The following is an 18292-nucleotide window of genomic DNA, read 5'->3' on the forward strand; positions in this document are numbered from 1 at the left end:
ATCGTCTTAGTTGACGACGCTGTCCAGCAGCGATACGATCGTGCGGATCGTCCCATGGGCTGCGGCTTGCAGCATATCGCCGATCTGATTGCCGACCCGGTTGATGCCGGAGTCGGCCGTAATCGGCTGCGGCTGCGGCTTCACCGGGACCGACGCCGAAGCTGCCGTTTGACCGGCCCCCCCTGTCGGCGTTCCGGCAGTCGGGACGCTCGCCTGGCCGATGACGGCCGGCGCTCCCGTACCTGCTCCAGTACCGCCAGGCTGCTGAACGCCGGCACCTGCATACGGATACGCCACGCCGCCGGCAGGCGTCTGGCCTTGCACGATCGGCCCTTGGATCTGTTCCATACCTTTTGTGGCAAGCTCGATTCCGAAAAAAATGCCGAAGCATAACATCAGGATGATGGCGATAAACGTAACCGAGTGACGTGCCATTCGAATCCCCTCCCAGACGCCGGCGGCTGGCCGGTCCGTTTAACGTTCAAGAAAACTAAAAGCTTCGATCAGAAGCTTATCTCAATTGCTGCCGGCGACGACGGTCGTTCCTTTCGCCGCCACTTTCGCGGAAGCGTTCACCTTCTCCGCATCCCAGTACAATCCGGCAATCACGCCGGCAAGCGCATCCGCCGTCCGGTAGCATTCCTCCAGCGTATTAAACGGGCCGCCGATTTCGACCAGAATGCTGTTCGGCGAAACCGACTGGTTATACTCCGCGTGCCCCCCGCTGCCTTTATCCCAGATTCCCCGCGACAGCCCCGGATAAGCCGACTCCAGCTTTTCGTGAATGCGCCGCGCGAACGATTCGTTTTGCTCCCAGCGTTCGTTTTTTTTGCCGACGATAAAATACACTTTGGCATAGTCCGTGCCGCCAATGGAGGCTGTCGTAATGTCCCTTGCGGCCGAATCGCGATGAATGTCGAACAGGAACGTAATGTCCTTGTTCTGGGCAACGGCATCTTTCACTGTTTGCAGCGAGTATTTGTAGGAATAGTTCCAGTTGTAACCCGTCACCTTCGTCGGATAGTCGACCCCCGAATGCATACTGCCGATTCCGTTCTCTTCCAGCTTATCCGCCAGCCGTTTCCCGACAAGCGTTACGTTTTTCTGCGAATCTTCCGCTTCGTTCGCATTTTTGACGTTCAGCTCGGACACCCAGGATTCTCTCGGATGGGAGTGGTACACGAATACGACCTTCCGCCCGTCTGTACTTGGCTTTGTCCCGGCGGGCGACGCCTGCGCCTCTCCCACGTTCCCGCCCTGCGGCAGCTCCGGCTTCGTCTCGGCTACGACCGGTGTAACCGCAGGCTCCTGAGCCGTCGGCACGCTTCCGGCATCCCCCGCCCCGGCGGAGCCTACGGCAGCCCCGTTTGCTCCCTTGCCTGCCTCCTCACCGCCCGTCGTCCGATTGCCGCCTGGCGCAGCCAGCAGCCTATTCCCCCGCATCTGCGGCAGCTCGCTGGCAAGCAGCGTCCTCGGCTCGCCCGGCTTAATGTGCAGCAGCGTATCCGCCACAAAGGTGCCGACGCGGCCGCTCGAAAAGGTCGATTCTCCGCCCCGTTTCATGGCCTGCGACTCCAACCCGAGCATATCGATAAAAAATTGCGGCGAGACGGAAGCGGCCATACGCTTCATCGCCGCCTTCGGCGATACGTTCGAATGGGCTTGCCACATCGCGGCGGCCGCAGCCAGCGCGATCATTAGCAGCGCGATTCCGGCATAGGCTGCGAAAATGCGTCCCATCATGCCGTCCTGCCCCCGAACGGAACGAACGGCCTTGTACCAAACTTCCCGCCACTCGCGAACGTTCATCCTGTTTTCCTCCTCGATCGCTTTTGGAATATCCCGGCAATCGCCGGATTTATCCGCCCGCGGCGGGTGCGCCGGCCGGAGCATTTGCCTTTACCGCATTTTTTTGCAGCGATACGATAATGTCGGCCAGCAGATCGGCCGTCCGGTACATTTCCTCCAGCGTGTTGTACGGTCCGCCGATTTCCAGCAAAATGCTGTTCGGCGACAGCGACTGGTTGTACTCCCCGTTTCCGTTCGAGGCTTTCCCGTACACGCCGCGCGAAACACCGGGCATCTTCTTCTCCAGCTCGGCATGGATACTGTTTGCGAATGCCGAGTTGCGCTCCCAGCCGGTATTTTTTTTGCCGACTACGAAGTAAACCTGGGCGTAATCTTTGCCGCCGATCCGAACGGTCGTCTTGTCGCGGGCGAGCGAATCGCGGTGAACGTCGAAGATCATGCCAAGCTGGTTATGCTGCGCCAGCGCTTCCTTTACCGATACAGCCGAATAGGCGTAAGATTTGGCGTAGTTGAACTCTTTAACGGTGCTCGGATAATCCGTCGTCGACTGCAGAGCCGCAATGCCGCCCGACTCGATTTTGTCCTTGAGCCGCTTGCCCACAAGCGTTACGTTCACATTCGGATCGTACGCCAGATCCGGACTCGTAATCCCTTTGGACTTCAGCTCCGGCAAGAACGATTCCCGGTTATGCGAATGGTAGATGAAAATTTGCGGCTCCTTGACGGCCGTATCCTTCGCTCCCGTATTCCCCTGCGGCTGTGCCGGAGTGGGGACCGCTTGCTGCTCGGGCACCGTACCCGCTTGTCCGTTCTCAGGGCGAAAGGCGTCAGGCGGGGGCGTAAAATCGGCGGGGTACACCGTATCCTGCGTCGCCTGACCGGAGTACAGCACGGCGCTCGCTTCGCTGCGAATGCCCGGAATTTCGCTGGCCAGAATGCTTTTCGGATCGCCGGGAGCGATTCCGATCCAATACCGCAGCAGAAACGAAATCGTATTTTTCGCGGAAAAAGACGAAGGCTGCGCTCCCGTCTCCAGCCGCGGCAGCTCCATCGCCAGCATGTCCATAAAAAACGAAGCCGACAGCGAAGCGGCCGCCCCTCTCATGGCGAGCGAGGAGGAAGAGCCGGCCCCTTTGTGCTGGGCTAGACTGTAAAGTCCGGTTACGAACAAAAAAAGCAGAACGGCTATGGAAAGAGCGGCGAATATCCGGCTCATAGAGCGAACCGCTCGCCACAGACGCGTGACGGCACTCACATTCAGCGTGGTAACGACCCATTTCATCGCAATCCCTCCCGGTTGTCTGTGAAATCTATCTGGTATTACTCTATGAAAGGCAGCGGATCGGTAGAACGAAAGACGCCAAAAAAATGCCCCGCCAGCCGTCTGCCTTCCGTTCTGCCCGAGGACAGATGAAGGAAACTGCTGGGGGGACATTCTTTTGCAAAAAACGCCTACGAATCTCGAAACCTACCAGGCCGGCGATTCCGCCATTCTGAAAGTCTTTGCCGTTTTACGGCTTGATTGCGGCGAGTTCGGACAGCTTGATAAACCGGATATCGTCCTTCATCGCCGGGGCCGATTGGTGCAGCACGGCCGCCGTCTTTTTGCCGGGAATGCCTACATGGCCGATGGCGATGCAAAGACTGTTGTCCATAGCTCGCTTATGAATGAGCTGGAGCTGTTTCGTAATATGGGAGGTGCTGACGACATCGTCCAGAAAAATTTCGTTTTCAAGCACACGGACCCCGGAATCGACCGCGATTTTGGAAACGACGCTGCGGTAGTTCGTTTTACTGTCGAGAAAAAACAGTCCCCGCTTTTTGCATACGTCCAGCACGATGCGCATCACCCGTTCGTCGGCCGTCGCTTTCGAGCCCATATGGTTATTGATGCCTATCGCAAAAGGCACCTCGTCGATCGCCGCCTCCACCCGGCGCCGAATATCGTCGTCCGTCAAGTCAGTCGTAATCGCCCCCGGGCCGAGCCAATTTTTGCGGCCGCGAAGCGGCTCCATCGGCAAATGCACGATGACGTCGTGACCGACCTTGTGCGCCCACTCCGCATCCCGCTTCGTCGTCGGCAAAAACGGCATGACCGCTACGGTAAGCGGAATCGGCGCGCTCATAATTTCATCCGTACCGGACATATTGTTGCCGAGATCGTCGATGACGATCGCCACCCGTTTACTGGGCGGCTCCTTCGTCTCGGCCGCCGAGCGGGCCTGTCCGGCCGGGCCGAGCAGCGCTGCAAGGCCGGCAAGCAGCGCCAGTAGGCAGGAGCGGATTTTACTTCGTCTAATCATGTTGGGAACCCCCTCTGAAATGGACGCCTCGAATCTGGATCGTCGCTATTTCTTTCCAGTTTCGAAGCTCGTAACAACCCATGGCGAATGTGCGTTTTCCCTCACGAACAACAGCCGGACCGACTCCAAACGTACGCCCCCGCCGCGGCCGTTCCAGACGACCTTGAGCGGAACTTCGGCCGTGACTTGCCCATCGTGCGGATCGCCCGGCTTCATGGAAGCGATTCTTAACGCGTCGATTTTGGCAAACCACGTTAGAAAGGTTTGCAGCGTCTCAGACGGCGTCCCCTGTAAGGCCGCTCGCAAAACCGCCTCATCCTGCTGATGGAGCGCATCGAACACGTACTCCGCCAGCTGTTCGGGCGTTGCGGCTTGGTACAGCTCGGACAGCCTGCCCGCCGCCTTATACACCATCAATTGATGGGACAAATCGGTTTTGCCGGAACCGTGGGTGGCGCTGCCGCGAAAATGAATGCAGAAGTGACCGGAAAACCCATTGTCCGGTATGCCGTCTCCCCCGTGCGGCATGCCGTGCATCGAGGCGGCCACCCGCTGCTCACCGTCTTCCGGGACGACGACGATCGCTCGTCTTTTCCAGCTCCACGTTCCCCCGTAAATTTGTTTCATCACGGCCGTATCTTCCCGAGTCAGCGGCTGAACGTCCGCATGGCTGCTGCCTGCCCGGCGCTGCGCCCGGAAGCTGAGGCCGGTTTCCATATCGACAACCGCCACGACGGCTTTGAGCGGGAGGCGCGACTTCGCCTCGTCCCAGTCGACGATTTCGCCGTAATGTCGCTTGCGCAGCTTAGCGGCGTTCGTTCGCCACGTCTTGCGCACTTTGACGGACAGCGTGACCGTTTTGCCCGTAGCCGCTTCGAACAATACGCCGTCTGCACGCATCGCATACTGGCGCTTGCCGCCTTCGTCCGCCACTTCGATATAAGTGTCGGTGTACACGGACGAAGGCTCGGCTAGCTCCGCCGTTTTGGCCTTCGTCCAAGCCCGTCTCCAGTCAGCGCGGTCATAAGTTTCGCTTGTTTCGTACTTGGCGGACGGACTCGTCTTTATCGATAGTGTGAACGTGACGGGAACGTCGCTGCTTGCTTCCGCATCCGCATGAACCGCCGACGGCCATACCGCCATCGTAACGCCGAGCAGCAGGAGCCGGACAGCCAGCGCGGTCCATAAGTGAAAGACGTTGTGAATACGTCTCATGTATCAGGCCCCCATGTTGCAAAGTCTCCCTACTCATTGTTTTACCGGAGCTTGCAAATTATGTGCCCGATCTCCATTTCCATGCCAAACAACCGTCCTGCGATGCAGGACGGCTTTCATGGCTCAGATAATCGGCAGCGGATCAATATGCCGCAAAAACGAATCAATCCGGCAGAAGAAATCGGCCGGGGAAACGACTACAATGACCCTACAGCGTGATTGCAAACCTGTAATCGGCAATGCATGTACGCTTTGCAAACACGCCCAAGACTGGCGGCGGTTGCGCCATTGGCTGGAAGGCCAACTGCTGGCTGAAGTCGTAAAAAGGAGGAGACGCCGTCATAACCATTTCGGCTGTTCATTTCGTTGCCCGCTTCTTCTGTAGACGCTAGGCGACATTCCGTATTGCTTGCAAAAAAGCGTGTAGAAGTAGCTCAAGCTGTTGAAACCGACATCATAGCAAATGGCGGCGATGTCGTCCGTGCCGGCCCTTAGCCTGAATGCGGCAGCCCGCAGTCGTCTTTCATTGATCCACTCCGTTGGCGACTTGCCGAGATGCTTTTTCATCGTGCGGCACAAATGCTCCGGGCTGACGGGTGACCGTCTCTGCATTTTCGCCAGCCCTTCGGCCAAGCTGATCTCGCCGTCCATCTCCTCCAGCAATTCGAACAGCCACCCGGGACCTGCCATGTCCGTCCGCTGCGTCTGCGGATAGAAATAACGGAGCAGCATCTCCATCAAGAAAGCGCGAACCGGGGTCGTATCGGCGGAGGTGGAGCCGGCGAGCAGCGATACGGTGCGTTTGTACAAGCCAAGCGTATGCTCTATTTCCTCAGGCGAAACGGATAACACGGGAGGCAGCGCGGGTTCGCTGAGCCGCTCCGGCTTGAAGCCGGAGCCGAGATAATCAAAGGCATGCAGAACGGTGCTCGCACGAAAGTTAACGTTCATGTAGCACATGTCGCCATTTCCGTTTTTCTCGAAGCTGTGAACGTCGTGCGGTCTGACGAAAACCATCGTTCCTGCCGGAAGCGCCTGCTTGACATTGTTGACGATATGGGTGACGGTGCCCGCCGCGACCAGAAAAATTTCGTAAAAATCGTGAGTATGCGGAATCGACCAGTATCTGAACTTGGGCGGCAAGGCAAAACGTGCGTCTTCATAAGGCTCCATGATGTGCTGCGCGTGTAAAGTAAGAACGGACATAGGGGCCCCCCTTGTGACAAGATCATCCTCCATCGATTTCAATTATATGTAGGATATACCTGGAATTCAACCGTTTCCACAAATGCCCGTAAGCGCTGTCTTCCACTGCTTCGCTGAACGAACCGCTCGCACGTTAATCTAATCTTGTAAGGATTGCACAGATTGAAAAGTAAAGGGGAGAACTTCAAACATGTATTTCGCCAGAACCGTATTCGCGCTATGCTCCGCCGTCTTGCTGCTCCTGGCAGAGACAGGCTGCTCCGGTACCGGAAAGGGGGCGAACGCTCCATCCGGCCCAACAAGCGAAGCCGTAAAGCCGGTGACGCTAACAATGTATTTCAAATGCTTTGCCGTTAGCGACGACGACTTCGCCCGGGATTTCGCCGGACCTGTCGCCAAAAAATATCCGCATATTACGCTTCAGAAGCTCGACTGCACGGACGCCAACCAGTTCAACCAGATGATTGTCGCGAAGGAACTGCCGGATATTATCGACGATGGCATTACGAATATGCCGATCCTGCTGGATATGGATGTGCCAACCGATTTGAATGAGCTGGTTCGCAAATATGAATTCAACCTTGGCGGGATCACACCGCAAATCTTGCAATTTTTCAAGCAGTTTGGACGCAGCGGGGAGCTGTACAGCCTGCCGAGAACGCAAAACGTATTCGCCACCTATTACAACAAGGACCTGTTCGACAAATTCGGTGCGGCTTATCCGGTTGACGGCATGACTTGGGAGCAGTACATCGAGCTGGCGAAAAAGCTGACCGTCGTTGAGAAGGAAAGCCGCTACTATGGCTTGCAGATGGGGTATTTTAACCGGGTGCAAACCCAGCTCTCACTGCCCTTCGCCGATCCGGCTACAGGCAAAGCGCAAATCCAGCAGCAGCCGGGCTGGCGCAGCATGTTCTCCCTCTTCCAGACGGTGTTCAACATACCGAACAATCGCCCGCCTACCGCAGGCGTGTTGTATCAAGGGTCAAACCGGTTTACAAAGGACCGCAATGTCGCCATTTTTCCCGACATCTTCATCGGTCAGGCGATGGAGCCATTCAACAAGGAAGGCATCGGCTGGGATATCGCCTCCTTCCCCGTTTTCGCCGACAAGCCCAAAACCGGCATCGGGGTGTTCGCCAACGGCTTCGTCATTCCGAAGACCAGCAAGCATAAGGAAGAAGCGTTTCAGGCCATCGCCCATCTACTGTCGCCGGAGGTTCAGGCCGAATCAACCCGGAACGGGAATATGACGGTGCTGGACAGCAAGGACATCAAGCAGCGTTTTCTGGAAAACTCACCGGTTTATCGCGGCAAAAACATTCCGGCTTTTTATTACAACAACGTAGCCGAGCCGTATGCGACCACCAAATACGATCTGATCGCCTCCAACTTGTACACCGACGCGCTGCGCCAGTTCATCTTCGGCACGAAAGACCTGAATACCGTGCTGCGCGAGGCGGAAGAAGCGGCAGACAGAGCGATCGCGGCCGAGCGGGCCAAATAGCTGTGCGTAGACCGAACGTTCGACTGATCGCGTCCGTGTCGCTGGTAACGCTGATCTTACTATGTGCAGCCGTAAGGATATACAGTCAGACAGCTAATCGTCCCTTCTCTCGAACGGATACGAATCCCTATCCGAAGGAGATAAACGAAATGAGCGACCGAACAGCCGATTATGCCAACATGCTGGTGTCGGAAGTAAACGAGATGAATGCCAGCACAGGCATCTTTCTAAGCTCGCCCAGTCTGCTGCGATTGGACGAGAACACCTTGCTCGTTACTCACGATTACTCCGGACCAAATTCGCCTCACCGCAAAACGTCGGTGCATCGTTCGACCGACAACGGCCAGACGTGGGAGCATGTCGTTATGCTGGACGGCATTTACTGGGCCAGCCTATTTGCGCACGAGGGCAGTATTTATTTGCTCGGGACTTCCGGCCCGCTCGAATCGATCGTCATTCGCAAAAGCGACGACGGGGGAACGTCTTGGACAACGGCCAGCGACGCCAGCAGCGGCCTGCTGTTTCCGGGCGGCAGCACCGGTCCTTCGGCCTACCACACGGCCCCCACGCCCGTCCTGCGGGCGAAGGGCCGCCTGTATAAAGCGTTTGAAAGCAACTCGCCCTATGTTTGGCCGCAAAATTTCAAGGCGCTGGTTATCTCCGCTCCGGAAAATTCCGACCTGCTTAATGCGGCAAACTGGATCAAAACGAACGAGCTCGCCTTGAATCCCGCCTGGCTGCCGCCATCCTGGTCGGCCAGCCGGCCCGGATGGCTGGAGGGCAATATGGTGCAGGCGCCAAACGGGGATATCCTAAACGTGATTCGTCTCAATTCCGAACCTGTCGTGGACAAAGCGGCGATCATCAAGCTGTCCTCCGACAATACCAGCATCAGCTTCGATCCAGCCGAAGGATTCATCGATTTTCCCGGCGGCATGCACAAATTCACCATTCGCTACGATGCAGAAAGCCGGCTGTACGCCGCGCTTGTCAACGACAACGCTTACCCCTTCGCCGTGCAGCAGCGAAACCGGCTGTCGCTGTATACATCGCCCGACCTGCTGCACTGGAGCTTCGCCAAGCTGTTGATCCGGGACGATTCGCAGCTATCGGTCCCCTATTCGATCGCGAAGGTGGGCTTCCAATACGCCGATTGGCACTGGGACGGCGACGATATCATCTTCGCCGCCCGCACCTCTTATGACGGCGCCGACACGTACCATAACGCCAACCGGATCACGTTCCACCGACTGGAGAAGGCGCGCGATGTTCTGGATTTGCCTCATGGCTATTGGAAATTCGACGATGGAACCGGGACGACCGCTGCGGACAGTTCGACACACGGGGCCGACGGAACGATACAGGGCGCGGCCTGGACGACCGGTTACCGAAGCGGCGGGCTTGAATTCGACGGCGCGGATGATCTCGTTCTTTTGCCCGATGCTCTGGCGACGAATTTGCGGGGTGCGCCGGCCGTCACAATCGCGGGCTGGTTTCGCAACGACAGTTTGCCTTCGCCCGGGCAACCGGGCAACTGGCTGCTCGGCGTACCCGTCGGACAAACATCAGCCGGAGCCGAAGTATTGATGCTTGACAACCGGATACGTGTAGGAGGAAGAAGCAAGCCGAACGAGGATTATAAGTATGCGGATTTTCCGTTCTCCGTCTCCGGAGAATGGCATCACGCCGCCGGGGTGCTCGATTACGAACGCAACGTAATCCGGTTTTATCTGGACGGAATGGAGCAAAAACCGCTTTCCGCCAAAACGCCGGTCTTCGGCAGCCGCGCCTTTTCGCCGCAAACGCCCGGATCATCTTCGACGATTGGCGCCAGTCCGTTAGGCGGCGGTTTTTTTGCAGGAACGCTCGACGAGGTGAAGCTTTACGGAAGAGCGCTCGATCCGCGCGAAATCCGGCAGTTGGTTTACGACGGGCTTACGGGTTATTGGCCGCTGGATGGAGCGGCGACAACGGCGGGCCCGTACGCCGACCTCTCCCGCTACGGCAACGACGCTAAACGAATGGGAGGCTCCGGTAACCCGGGTTACCCGGATCGCGGAGTGAAGCTGGACGGCGTCATGGACTACGCCGCTCTCGGCTACAAGCCGTCCGCCGCGCTGAACGGCGCTCCCGCCATTACGATAGCAGGCTGGTTCCAAGACGGCAACGTGCCCGATTCGAACCCGAAGTGGCTGTACGGTACTCGGATTCACGGAGCAACAGCAGGCGCAGAGATTACTTTGACATCAACGGCCATCCGTGTCGCCGGCCGAAGCGACAGCGCGGACAGTTTCCAAACCAAATCGTTCCCTTACATCCGAGATTCGGGATGGCATCATGCCGCCGGCATTCTCGACTTCGCCGGCAATGCGATCCGGCTGTACGTGGACGGCGTCGAGCTGTCACCATCCGGCGGCGGTACTGTCTCATTCCGCAGCCGCACGTACAAGCGTCTCGTGCCGTCGCAAGCCGACTCGATCGGCCGAAGCCCCGGCGACAGCGGTTATTTCGGGGGCGAACTGGGCCACTTCTTCATCTTCGGCAAGACGCTATCGCAGGCGGAAATCGAATTTATGTATCGAACTCAGAAACGGCGCTTCTACGATGCCCCTTGAGTCGTGCCGTCTTCCATCCCTGCTGCCAGGAGGGGCTCTTGTTTCACTCTGGTCGAAAAGGGTAATAGAAGATACCGGTAGATGCCGGACAAACTATTCCTAAATAGGACAGGTGATGCGATATGTTAAGCTGGGCAGCTCTATTTCTGGTTATTGCCATTGTGGCCGCTATATTCGGATTCGGAGGGATCGTCGCCGCAGCCGCGTCGATCGCCAAAGTGTTATTTTTCGTCTTCCTGATCTTGTTCCTTATCTCGCTTATTACCGGTCGCCGCGGTTCAGCCTGACGTCACGCTACATGAAACAGCCCCCTTATCTGCTGCCACTGAGATAAGGGGGGCTGTTTCGCGTTAACACAACATTTCCTATGCAAGCTGGCGCAGCGTATCCAGCGAAACCCGATCGACGAATTTGCCGAACTTCTCTTTTCCTTTCGCATGAGCCTTGTAATAAGCGATAATGGCCGTTACTGCGGGGATGAGCCTGTCTTCCGTCAACCCGGATACAAGCAGCTTGGCCGTCGCCGCCTTGATCCCTTTAGGTTCCCCGCCCACGTAAATGTCGAAAAAGTCGCGCATTTTGACAATGCCTATATCTTTCAGCAGCGGCTCGCTCGTTCCGAGCGCGCATCCGGCGTAGCCGACCTTCAGCGGCATCGGCGCTTCGCTTCCCGCAATCGCCCGGTTCAGCCGTTTCGCCGATTCGAGTCCAGCTTCTTCCGCGCCTTTGCAGAAGTTGCAGGCGATCAAGCTTTTGACCACGAAACCCGCGCCGTATACTTCGAGTCCGGAGCGCTCCAGTTCTTCGCTTATAACCTGCTGCCGCTCCGCCTCAACCTCCATATACAGCTGCCGGAACGGAGTCATTTCGATGCGGGCGCCGTCTGCTGCCAACGAGCCGATTAGCGCAAGCTGGGCGGGTGTAAATAAGCTGCCTCCTGCTTGAACGGGAGGCGTTACCGCGATTTTGACCGTTTCTCCCAAAGCCGTTCTCCCCTTACTGTCGATTTATTTCACATCGATGACGAATGGAGCGGTGAATACTTCACCGTTATGCTGGAACTGCCCCCATATTTTATACACGCCGCTTGCCGGGAACGAGGTCGCGAACTGCGCTTTCGGTCCTTTCGCTTTCTCGTCGAGCGGATGGACATGAATGTACTGCTCGCTATCCGCGGACAATATGACGACATGGCCTACCGCGCCCAAATACGGCTCGAGATTGTCGATATCCTTCTTCGTTTTCGCATCCCGGATCTGGAACGTAAGCGTTACGTCCTGCTTCGGCTTCGCGCTGCTGAGCGAAAGCTCGATTTCTTTGCCGCTAACTTCCCGGACGAGCCGGGAGTCGGCCTTGATGGGAGCAGGTTCCCCTTCCTTTCCGGCTACCTTGACCCATTCGCTAAGCGTTTCGCCAGGGCCGCCCTTCGGGATGAAATCCGCAAACAGCTTGTAGTCTCCGCCCGCCGGAAACGAGGTTCCGATCTCGAATTTGCCGTTTCCTTTATAGTCCGGATGGATATGATTGAAGTACGACAAGTCTTTGCTGACGACAATGAGATGCATCAGCTTCTCGTGGTTGATTTGAAAGTCGTTCACCGGCTTCCCGCTTTTGTCGGTAATGGACAGTGCAAGCGTAGACTTCTCGCCTGCCTTGGGGCTACCCGAAGTGAAAGTAAAGGAGGCTTTCGCCGCATTCGTGACCGCAGCCGTTTTCGATTCCTCCGTATGCCCGCCGTGTCCCCCGTTCGGCTTGCCGCAGGCGGACAACAGACTCAATGCGAGCAGCCCCGAAATTACAAGCAGGCTTTTCTTTTTTGTCATTCGATGCTTCATAGACGGTTTTCCTCTCCATTCTGGCGATTCAAAACGGTTTAGTGACGTATCTTTACCCGCTGCAATCGAAGCGCATTAAGCACGACGGATACGGAGCTGAGCGCCATAGCCGCCCCCGCTACCCACGGAGCGAGCAGGCCGATTGCCGCAATCGGGATGCCGAGCGTATTATAGCCAAGCGCCCAGAACAGGTTCTGCTTAATATTGCGCATCGTTCTCCGGCTCATCTCGATCGCGTCCGGGATGCTGGACAGTTCGCCGCGCATGAGCGTAACGTCTGCGGCTTCCATCGCCACATCCGTACCCGTACCGATCGCCATGCCGATATCGGCCGTTGCCAGTGCAGGCGCGTCGTTAATGCCGTCTCCGACCATTGCTACCGTTTTGCCTTCCGTTTGCAGCTTTCTGACTTCCTCCGCTTTTCCTTCGGGAAGAACCTCGGCGCGAACATGCTCGATGCCGACCTGGGCGGCGATCGCCTTGGCCGTCCGTTCGTTGTCACCCGTAATCATGATGACCTGAATGCCCATTTCTTTCAGTCTGCGTACTGCTGCGCCGGATGTTTCCTTAATCGTATCGGCTACGGCAACGAGCCCCGCGTAGCGATTGTCGACCGCTACCAGCATGGCGGTCTTGCCTGCCTCCTCCAGCCGGGCCATCGGCTCGTAAGCCTCGGCTGCATCCACGCCGAACTTCTCCATCAGACGGCGCGTCCCGATCAGGATCGTTCTGCCTTCGACGACAGCCTGAATGCCGTAGCCGGGTATCGCTTCAAAAGCTTGCGACTCCGGCAGCTCGATGCTCCGCTGCCGTACACCGGCAACGATCGCTTCCGCGAGCGGATGCTCGGAATGCTTCTCCGCCGCGCCGACGAGCCGCAAAAACTCCGCCTCGTTCCCCTTCGCTGCAACATCCGTAAGCTCCGGCTTGCCTTTCGTAACCGTTCCCGTTTTGTCCAAAATAATCGTGTCGATCTTATGCGTCTGCTCCAGATGCTCGCCGCCCTTAAACAGGATACCTAACTCGGCGGCGCGTCCCGATCCGGCCATTATGGAAGTCGGCGTTGCGAGTCCCAGCGCACATGGACAGGCGATGACAAGCACCGCGATCGCTTTCTCCAATGCCTCGGCAAAATCGCCCGGCGTTACGAAAGCATACCAGACCACAAACGCAACAGCCGCTATCGCTACAACAATCGGTACGAATATGCCGGAAATGACGTCCGCCACCCGCTGAATCGGCGCTTTGGAGCCTTGCGCCTCCTCCACCACCTTGATGATTTGCGCAAGCGCCGTTTCCTTGCCGACCTTGGTCGCCCGGATACGCAGCATTCCGTTTTTATTGATCGTCGCGCCGATCACCGTATCTCCCAGCCTTTTCTCGACCGGAATGCTTTCGCCGGTCAGCATCGATTCGTCCACCGACGAGCTGCCGTCGAGCACTTCGCCGTCTACCGGCACTTTGTCGCCGGGCCGTACGATCACGACATCGCCCACGATCACTTCCTCCGCCGGGATCGTCATCTCCTGGCCGTCCCGTATGACGAGCGCCGTCTTCGCCTGAAGTCCCATCAGCGACTTGATCGCTTCCGACGTGCGCCCTTTGGCCATCGATTCGAACCATTTGCCCATCACGACCAGCGTAATGAGCACCGCGCTTGTTTCATAGTACAGGGATGGTCCGTGGTGAACGCTGCCGCCGGCGATGTACCAATCGACGGTCAAATACAGGCTGTAAAAGTAAGCGGCCGACGTGCCGAGCGAAACGAGCACATCCATATTCGCGCTGCCGCCCCGCAGCGCCTTGTAGGCGCCGACGTAAAACTGTTTGCCCACATAAAACTGCACCGGCGTAGCCAGCAGCAGCTGCATCCACGGATTCATGAACAGCTCCGGTATATAAATCCAGGACGTGAAGGAAAAATGCGCAACCATGCTCCACAGCAGCGGCAGCGATAAAATCGCCGAGATCAGCAGCTTCCGTTTGTGCCTGCGAGCCTCCAGGCCCTTGCGAGCTTCCGAGCCTTCCTCATCCTGCCCCGCAATAGCTTTATAACCAAGCTGCTTCACCTTGTTCTGCATATCCGCGATCGTAACGTCGCCCGGTGCATATTCGACCCGGGCCGTTTCCATCGCGAAGTTGACGGCGGCGCTCGTCACGCCCGGCAGCTGGCTCAGTCCCTTCTCGATCCGGTTCGCGCATGCGGCGCAAGTCATGCCTTCCAGCTTGAAATGGGCCACCTCTTTCACGGTGTCGTAACCCAGCTTCTGGATCGTCTGCTCCAGCCGAAGCGGATCGATCCGGGCCGGATCGTACGAGACGCTCGCTTTCTCCAGCGCGAAGTTGACGTTGGCGCTTGAAACGCCCTCGAGCTTGTTCAGCCCTTTCTCAATCCGGTTCGCACAAGCGGCGCAAGTCATACCGGTAATTTGCATCGTGGTTTGTTTCGTTTCGTGCGGCGAAGTTGTTTCCACTGTCATTCACTCCCTGCTTTTCTCTCGCGGATTATACGGCCGTTATACGACATCGTAGCCTTGTTCCTCGATGGCTTCTTTAATTTGCTCGAGCGAGATCTTCGACTCGTCGTAAGTAACCTGCACCGTATTTTGGGCCAAGCTCACTTGACCGGCCGCGCCGATTTGCTTCAAAGCGCCTTCGATGGAATTCACGCAGTGTTGGCAGCTCATGCCTTCTACTTGCAAAGTTGTCGTTTTCATAGGGATCACCCTTCATATTTTGATTGTTATGGGTCTAAGCATGGTCCGGAGCGCGGACTTTTTCATGCAGCTGTCTTCATTGTTGTTTTTCGTTCCGGCTTCGTGTTTTTAGTATACCCCTCTACCCTATAAATAGTCAACAGTTATTTTTACAATACATCGGTACCCTATAATTTCGCCTGTTAGGAAGATACGGCTGGACAAACAAATAGCAAAAACCGATACGGTTTTCGCCGCATCGGTCTGCTGTCACTGCTTATTACTTTAGGAAACAACTACGATTTCTACAACGTCCTTCTTCCGTTCATGTTCCTCGGCAATCAGCCGAACCGCACGCAGGCTTGGATCGTAATCCCAGCCTTCCCCCTCGACGCCGCAAGAAGCATCGTCCCGATTTCGCTTCACCACTCGTTCCGGCAGCTTCGCCCCGTTGATTTCAATGCAGGCGGGCTTCGTATCCGAATGGATCAGAATGTCGTAACTGCGATTCGCCGGCATTCCCTCGTACATTCCGGTGCGGGGACTTATTCGCAGGACAACGCCGGTTTGTTGGGTTCGGCATTCGATTCGCGTCTCGGCGACGTTCCCTTCCTCATATTGAAAAGTCGTCCCGTCATCCTCATACAGCGTAAAGTTGCAGTCGCCATGCGTGTAAACCTGTAACCCAAGACGTTCAACGGACTTCTCTCCGACGTAGTCCATTTCGGGCCATTCGGGGATAATGGCACCGGCGCGAACGAACAAAGCACCTCCCGCATAAGCGGGAATCTTGCAGTCGACGGTTTGCGGGCCCGTGTACCGCTCCTTCGTCCAATAATCGATCCACTCGCCTTCCGGCAAATAAACTTGGTCCGTAAAAGCGGCGACGAGGAAGGAATCGCCGAACATATATTGTTCGAGCAGGTGGTCAGACTTCGGATCGTTCGGATACGCAAGCGGCATTGCACGGATAATCGGCATTCCTGTACGAGCGGCAACATGCGCCGCGGAATAAATGTACGGCAGAAGGCGATACCGCAACTTCGCGTACATCTTGAACATAGCCAGCATCTTCTTATCCAGCAACCACGGATGGCGCCAGTAGGCCCAGCTATTCACCTGCGACCACGGCTGAAGAAACCCGAAGTGGAGTCCTGCCGGAGTAAACACCTCCATATCGCAGCTCGTATTCGCATGTCCGGACAACCCGTGATTCAGCAGCGAAACGAGCGGCTTCGGTCCTCCGCCGGTGTCCCCTGCCCAAGTGGCCGCATATTGCTGGATGCCGGCAAATCCGCCTGCCGTATAAATCATCGGTCTGTGTCCCGTCTGCTCCTTAAAGCCGAGATGCATCTGTTTGGCGAGCAAAATCGGATACAGATTGTGCATCTCTTCGTCGATCATTCCATTGCCCCAAAGCCGGTCGGGGTGGTCGAGAACTTGTTGGGCGCCGTCCAGCTTGAACGCAGAAACGCCTTGCCTCACAAACTTGGATAAATGGGTGTACCACGCCTCGTCATGCTTCGTGACTCTATCCATATAGACCGGGTACTGCAGCTTCGTATCTTGTTCATAATCGTCCGGATGAGTCCTCTGGAAGCCCTCCTCCTCGGCACTCAAGCCCCTTGAACCGCCGCCGGTATTTTCTTTCTCCCGGATTAGCCGCTCCTCATGCAAACTCATGTCGTAGTCGGCGCATAGCCATAAACTCAATTTAAAGCCGAGCCGTTCCAATGCGCCGAAGAAAGTGGAAGGTCCGCCGTCCGGCAACCAATGCGGAATCGCAAATCTATCCGAATGCCAGTTCTTAGTCACCGAATAATCATAACATTTTTCCATCCAGCCCGGTTCCAGCCCAATCAAGTCGCAAGGGATGCCCTCACGGCGAAAGCTCAGCGCATCGTCGATCATCTCCCTCGCATTGGCCTGTTCATTGCACACGAAAGTAAGCCCGTATGCCCAAATCGGGAGAATCTGCGGCTTGCCGGCAACGGACGTGTAGCTTTGGAGCAGATCGGAAAGCGTTTCTCCCGCGAACAAGAAATAGTCCAATTCACCACGGCGGCCCCAAAATCGCAGCCGGTCATTCACCGCTTTGCCGACATCTACGGCGTGTCGCCATGTCGTGTTAATAAGGAGCCCCCATCCTTTGCTGCTCATAAGAAACGGAATCGGAGCATAAGCTTTCACATTCGTTACCCACATATTCGCCCGATGTCCGCGTTTTTGAATCCGTTCACGCGTTTCATCGCCCAGTCCGTACACCCGCTCCTGTTCGTCCAGCAGAAATTCCGCGCCGAATCCTCGCTGCGGATCGGACCAAGGCGGTATCGCATGGCGTGTCAGCGTTTCGCCTCGTGCGTTCATAAGTTCGATGCGGCCGCTGCTTTTCTCCACTCGAAGCTGCGCTCGTTCCGTACGGATGTCCAGTACATCCGCCCGGTCGTTAACCGTACAAACGGTATCCCTTTGCCGGCTGTCCAATATGCCGTAGCGGATCAACGCGGGTTCGCGGAAATCGTCGCCCGCACTTATGTGGATGCGGAACGTATCCGGAGCAACAACTTGAATGCGCATATGCCCGCCGCTTTGCAATGTAAGATTCAGCAATTTATTTTCCACGTCTCACACCTCTACTCCTACCGAATCAATCCAATTGACCGTGACGTTCATGCTCGTGTGCAGATAATCTTGCAGGTCGGCGGCTATACGCCGTATAAAGGCGTTGTCATGTTGGCCGAGCACAATACTCCAATCCGCGGTAATTTCCACTTCGGACACCGCCGCCTTTACGAACGGATCGCGTCTATCCGGCTTATGCACCACGTCCAGTCTTTTGCGAAAATCGTAATTCCGCTCTTTTCTCATTCGTCTTCTCCCCACTCTCTTTAAAAACCGACCCAGTCGTTTCCATTGCCGTTCCCATAAACGTATCGTTTGTCGGACTTGATTCGCTTCACGGGATCATTGCCTCCTTTCCTGAATAACCTTCCTTATTGCTTTCTCTGCTTTCCTGGAATTAAAATCATTGTATATGGAATCGCATTCATTTCGTAGGACGATCGATTGCAACCAATCGTCTATCGATGACTGTTTTGGAGAAGGA

The 18292-nt window shown here is 56.5% G+C and carries 15 protein-coding genes; 3 read left to right on the forward strand and 12 right to left on the reverse strand.

The window, feature by feature from the left end:
• Positions 1-6: 6 nt before the first annotated feature.
• The 6 genes from D7M11_RS21690 to D7M11_RS21715 all read right to left on the reverse strand — a co-directional run bounded on the left by D7M11_RS21690 (position 7) and on the right by D7M11_RS21715 (position 6533).
• Positions 7-435, reverse strand: a complete 429-nt coding sequence (locus tag D7M11_RS21690; RefSeq protein ID WP_120749359.1) for a DUF3679 domain-containing protein — start codon at positions 433-435, stop codon at positions 7-9.
• Positions 436-516: 81 nt separating this feature from the next.
• A complete protein-coding gene (gene spoIIP / locus D7M11_RS21695; protein ID WP_147433476.1) occupies positions 517-1809 on the reverse strand; it encodes a stage II sporulation protein P in 1293 nt (430 codons plus the stop codon).
• Between the two features lie 49 nt (positions 1810-1858).
• The gene (locus tag D7M11_RS21700) at positions 1859-3091 is read right to left on the reverse strand and encodes a stage II sporulation protein P (RefSeq protein ID WP_158606771.1); all 1233 of its coding nucleotides are present in this window, start codon (positions 3089-3091) and stop codon (positions 1859-1861) included.
• A gap of 229 nt (positions 3092-3320) precedes the next feature.
• Complete coding sequence (locus tag D7M11_RS21705) at positions 3321-4112, reverse strand: divergent polysaccharide deacetylase family protein (protein WP_120749362.1); 792 nt, start codon at positions 4110-4112, stop codon at positions 3321-3323.
• Positions 4113-4157: 45 nt separating this feature from the next.
• A complete protein-coding gene (locus tag D7M11_RS21710; RefSeq protein ID WP_120749363.1) occupies positions 4158-5327 on the reverse strand; it encodes a hypothetical protein in 1170 nt (389 codons plus the stop codon).
• 339 nt (positions 5328-5666) lie between these two features.
• Positions 5667-6533 carry a helix-turn-helix domain-containing protein gene (locus D7M11_RS21715; protein WP_158606772.1) on the reverse strand — a complete coding sequence of 289 codons (867 nt, stop codon included), beginning with the start codon at positions 6531-6533 and terminating at the stop codon, positions 5667-5669.
• A 190-nt stretch (positions 6534-6723) separates the two neighbouring features.
• Between D7M11_RS21715 and D7M11_RS21720 the strand changes: the two genes are divergently transcribed.
• From D7M11_RS21720 to D7M11_RS21730, 3 genes are all read left to right on the forward strand, one after another.
• Positions 6724-8040: an extracellular solute-binding protein gene (locus D7M11_RS21720; RefSeq protein ID WP_120749365.1), complete on the forward strand. Its 1317-nt coding sequence runs from the start codon at positions 6724-6726 to the stop codon at positions 8038-8040.
• A gap of 149 nt (positions 8041-8189) precedes the next feature.
• A complete protein-coding gene (locus D7M11_RS21725) occupies positions 8190-10655 on the forward strand; it encodes a sialidase family protein (RefSeq protein WP_120749366.1) in 2466 nt (821 codons plus the stop codon).
• A gap of 122 nt (positions 10656-10777) precedes the next feature.
• Positions 10778-10942 carry a DUF1328 domain-containing protein gene (locus D7M11_RS21730; protein WP_120749367.1) on the forward strand — a complete coding sequence of 55 codons (165 nt, stop codon included), beginning with the start codon at positions 10778-10780 and terminating at the stop codon, positions 10940-10942.
• A gap of 78 nt (positions 10943-11020) precedes the next feature.
• On the opposite strand, the gene D7M11_RS21735 is transcribed toward D7M11_RS21730, so the two are convergent.
• The 6 genes from D7M11_RS21735 to D7M11_RS21760 all read right to left on the reverse strand — a co-directional run bounded on the left by D7M11_RS21735 (position 11021) and on the right by D7M11_RS21760 (position 18054).
• Entirely contained in the window at positions 11021-11638 is a 618-nt protein-coding gene (locus tag D7M11_RS21735; protein ID WP_120749368.1) for an NAD(P)/FAD-dependent oxidoreductase, read from the reverse strand.
• Between the two features lie 24 nt (positions 11639-11662).
• Positions 11663-12478 carry a hypothetical protein gene (locus tag D7M11_RS21740; RefSeq protein ID WP_120749453.1) on the reverse strand — a complete coding sequence of 272 codons (816 nt, stop codon included), beginning with the start codon at positions 12476-12478 and terminating at the stop codon, positions 11663-11665.
• Positions 12479-12528: 50 nt separating this feature from the next.
• Positions 12529-14925, reverse strand: a complete 2397-nt coding sequence (locus D7M11_RS21745) for a heavy metal translocating P-type ATPase (RefSeq protein WP_240041249.1) — start codon at positions 14923-14925, stop codon at positions 12529-12531.
• Positions 14926-15006: 81 nt separating this feature from the next.
• Positions 15007-15207, reverse strand: a complete 201-nt coding sequence (copZ, locus tag D7M11_RS21750) for a copper chaperone CopZ (RefSeq protein WP_120749370.1) — start codon at positions 15205-15207, stop codon at positions 15007-15009.
• 264 nt (positions 15208-15471) lie between these two features.
• Complete coding sequence (locus D7M11_RS21755; protein ID WP_120749371.1) at positions 15472-17808, reverse strand: glycoside hydrolase family 31 protein; 2337 nt, start codon at positions 17806-17808, stop codon at positions 15472-15474.
• Positions 17809-17811: 3 nt separating this feature from the next.
• The gene (locus tag D7M11_RS21760) at positions 17812-18054 is read right to left on the reverse strand and encodes a hypothetical protein (protein WP_120749372.1); all 243 of its coding nucleotides are present in this window, start codon (positions 18052-18054) and stop codon (positions 17812-17814) included.
• Positions 18055-18292 lie beyond the last annotated feature (238 nt).

The organism is Paenibacillus ginsengarvi (assembly GCF_003626695.1).
GTDB classification, from domain to species: Bacteria; Bacillota; Bacilli; order Paenibacillales; family NBRC-103111; genus Paenibacillus_AB; species Paenibacillus_AB ginsengarvi.

Bases quoted from the DNA above. Each gene is read 5' to 3' on its own strand.
- D7M11_RS21690 (WP_120749359.1), bottom strand. From the start codon at position 435: ATGGCACGTCACTCGGTTACGTTTATCGCCATCATCCTGATGTTATGC.
- spoIIP (WP_147433476.1), bottom strand. From the start codon at position 1,809: ATGAACGTTCGCGAGTGGCGGGAAGTTTGGTACAAGGCCGTTCGTTCC.
- D7M11_RS21700 (WP_158606771.1), bottom strand. From the start codon at position 3,091: ATGAAATGGGTCGTTACCACGCTGAATGTGAGTGCCGTCACGCGTCTG.
- D7M11_RS21705 (WP_120749362.1), bottom strand. From the start codon at position 4,112: ATGATTAGACGAAGTAAAATCCGCTCCTGCCTACTGGCGCTGCTTGCC.
- D7M11_RS21710 (WP_120749363.1), bottom strand. From the start codon at position 5,327: ATGAGACGTATTCACAACGTCTTTCACTTATGGACCGCGCTGGCTGTC.
- D7M11_RS21715 (WP_158606772.1), bottom strand. From the start codon at position 6,533: ATGTCCGTTCTTACTTTACACGCGCAGCACATCATGGAGCCTTATGAA.
- D7M11_RS21720 (WP_120749365.1), top strand. From the start codon at position 6,724: ATGTATTTCGCCAGAACCGTATTCGCGCTATGCTCCGCCGTCTTGCTG.
- D7M11_RS21725 (WP_120749366.1), top strand. From the start codon at position 8,190: ATGAGCGACCGAACAGCCGATTATGCCAACATGCTGGTGTCGGAAGTA.
- D7M11_RS21730 (WP_120749367.1), top strand. From the start codon at position 10,778: ATGTTAAGCTGGGCAGCTCTATTTCTGGTTATTGCCATTGTGGCCGCT.
- D7M11_RS21740 (WP_120749453.1), bottom strand. From the start codon at position 12,478: ATGACAAAAAAGAAAAGCCTGCTTGTAATTTCGGGGCTGCTCGCATTG.
- D7M11_RS21745 (WP_240041249.1), bottom strand. From the start codon at position 14,925: ATGCAAATTACCGGTATGACTTGCGCCGCTTGTGCGAACCGGATTGAG.
- copZ (WP_120749370.1), bottom strand. From the start codon at position 15,207: ATGAAAACGACAACTTTGCAAGTAGAAGGCATGAGCTGCCAACACTGC.
- D7M11_RS21760 (WP_120749372.1), bottom strand. From the start codon at position 18,054: ATGAGAAAAGAGCGGAATTACGATTTTCGCAAAAGACTGGACGTGGTG.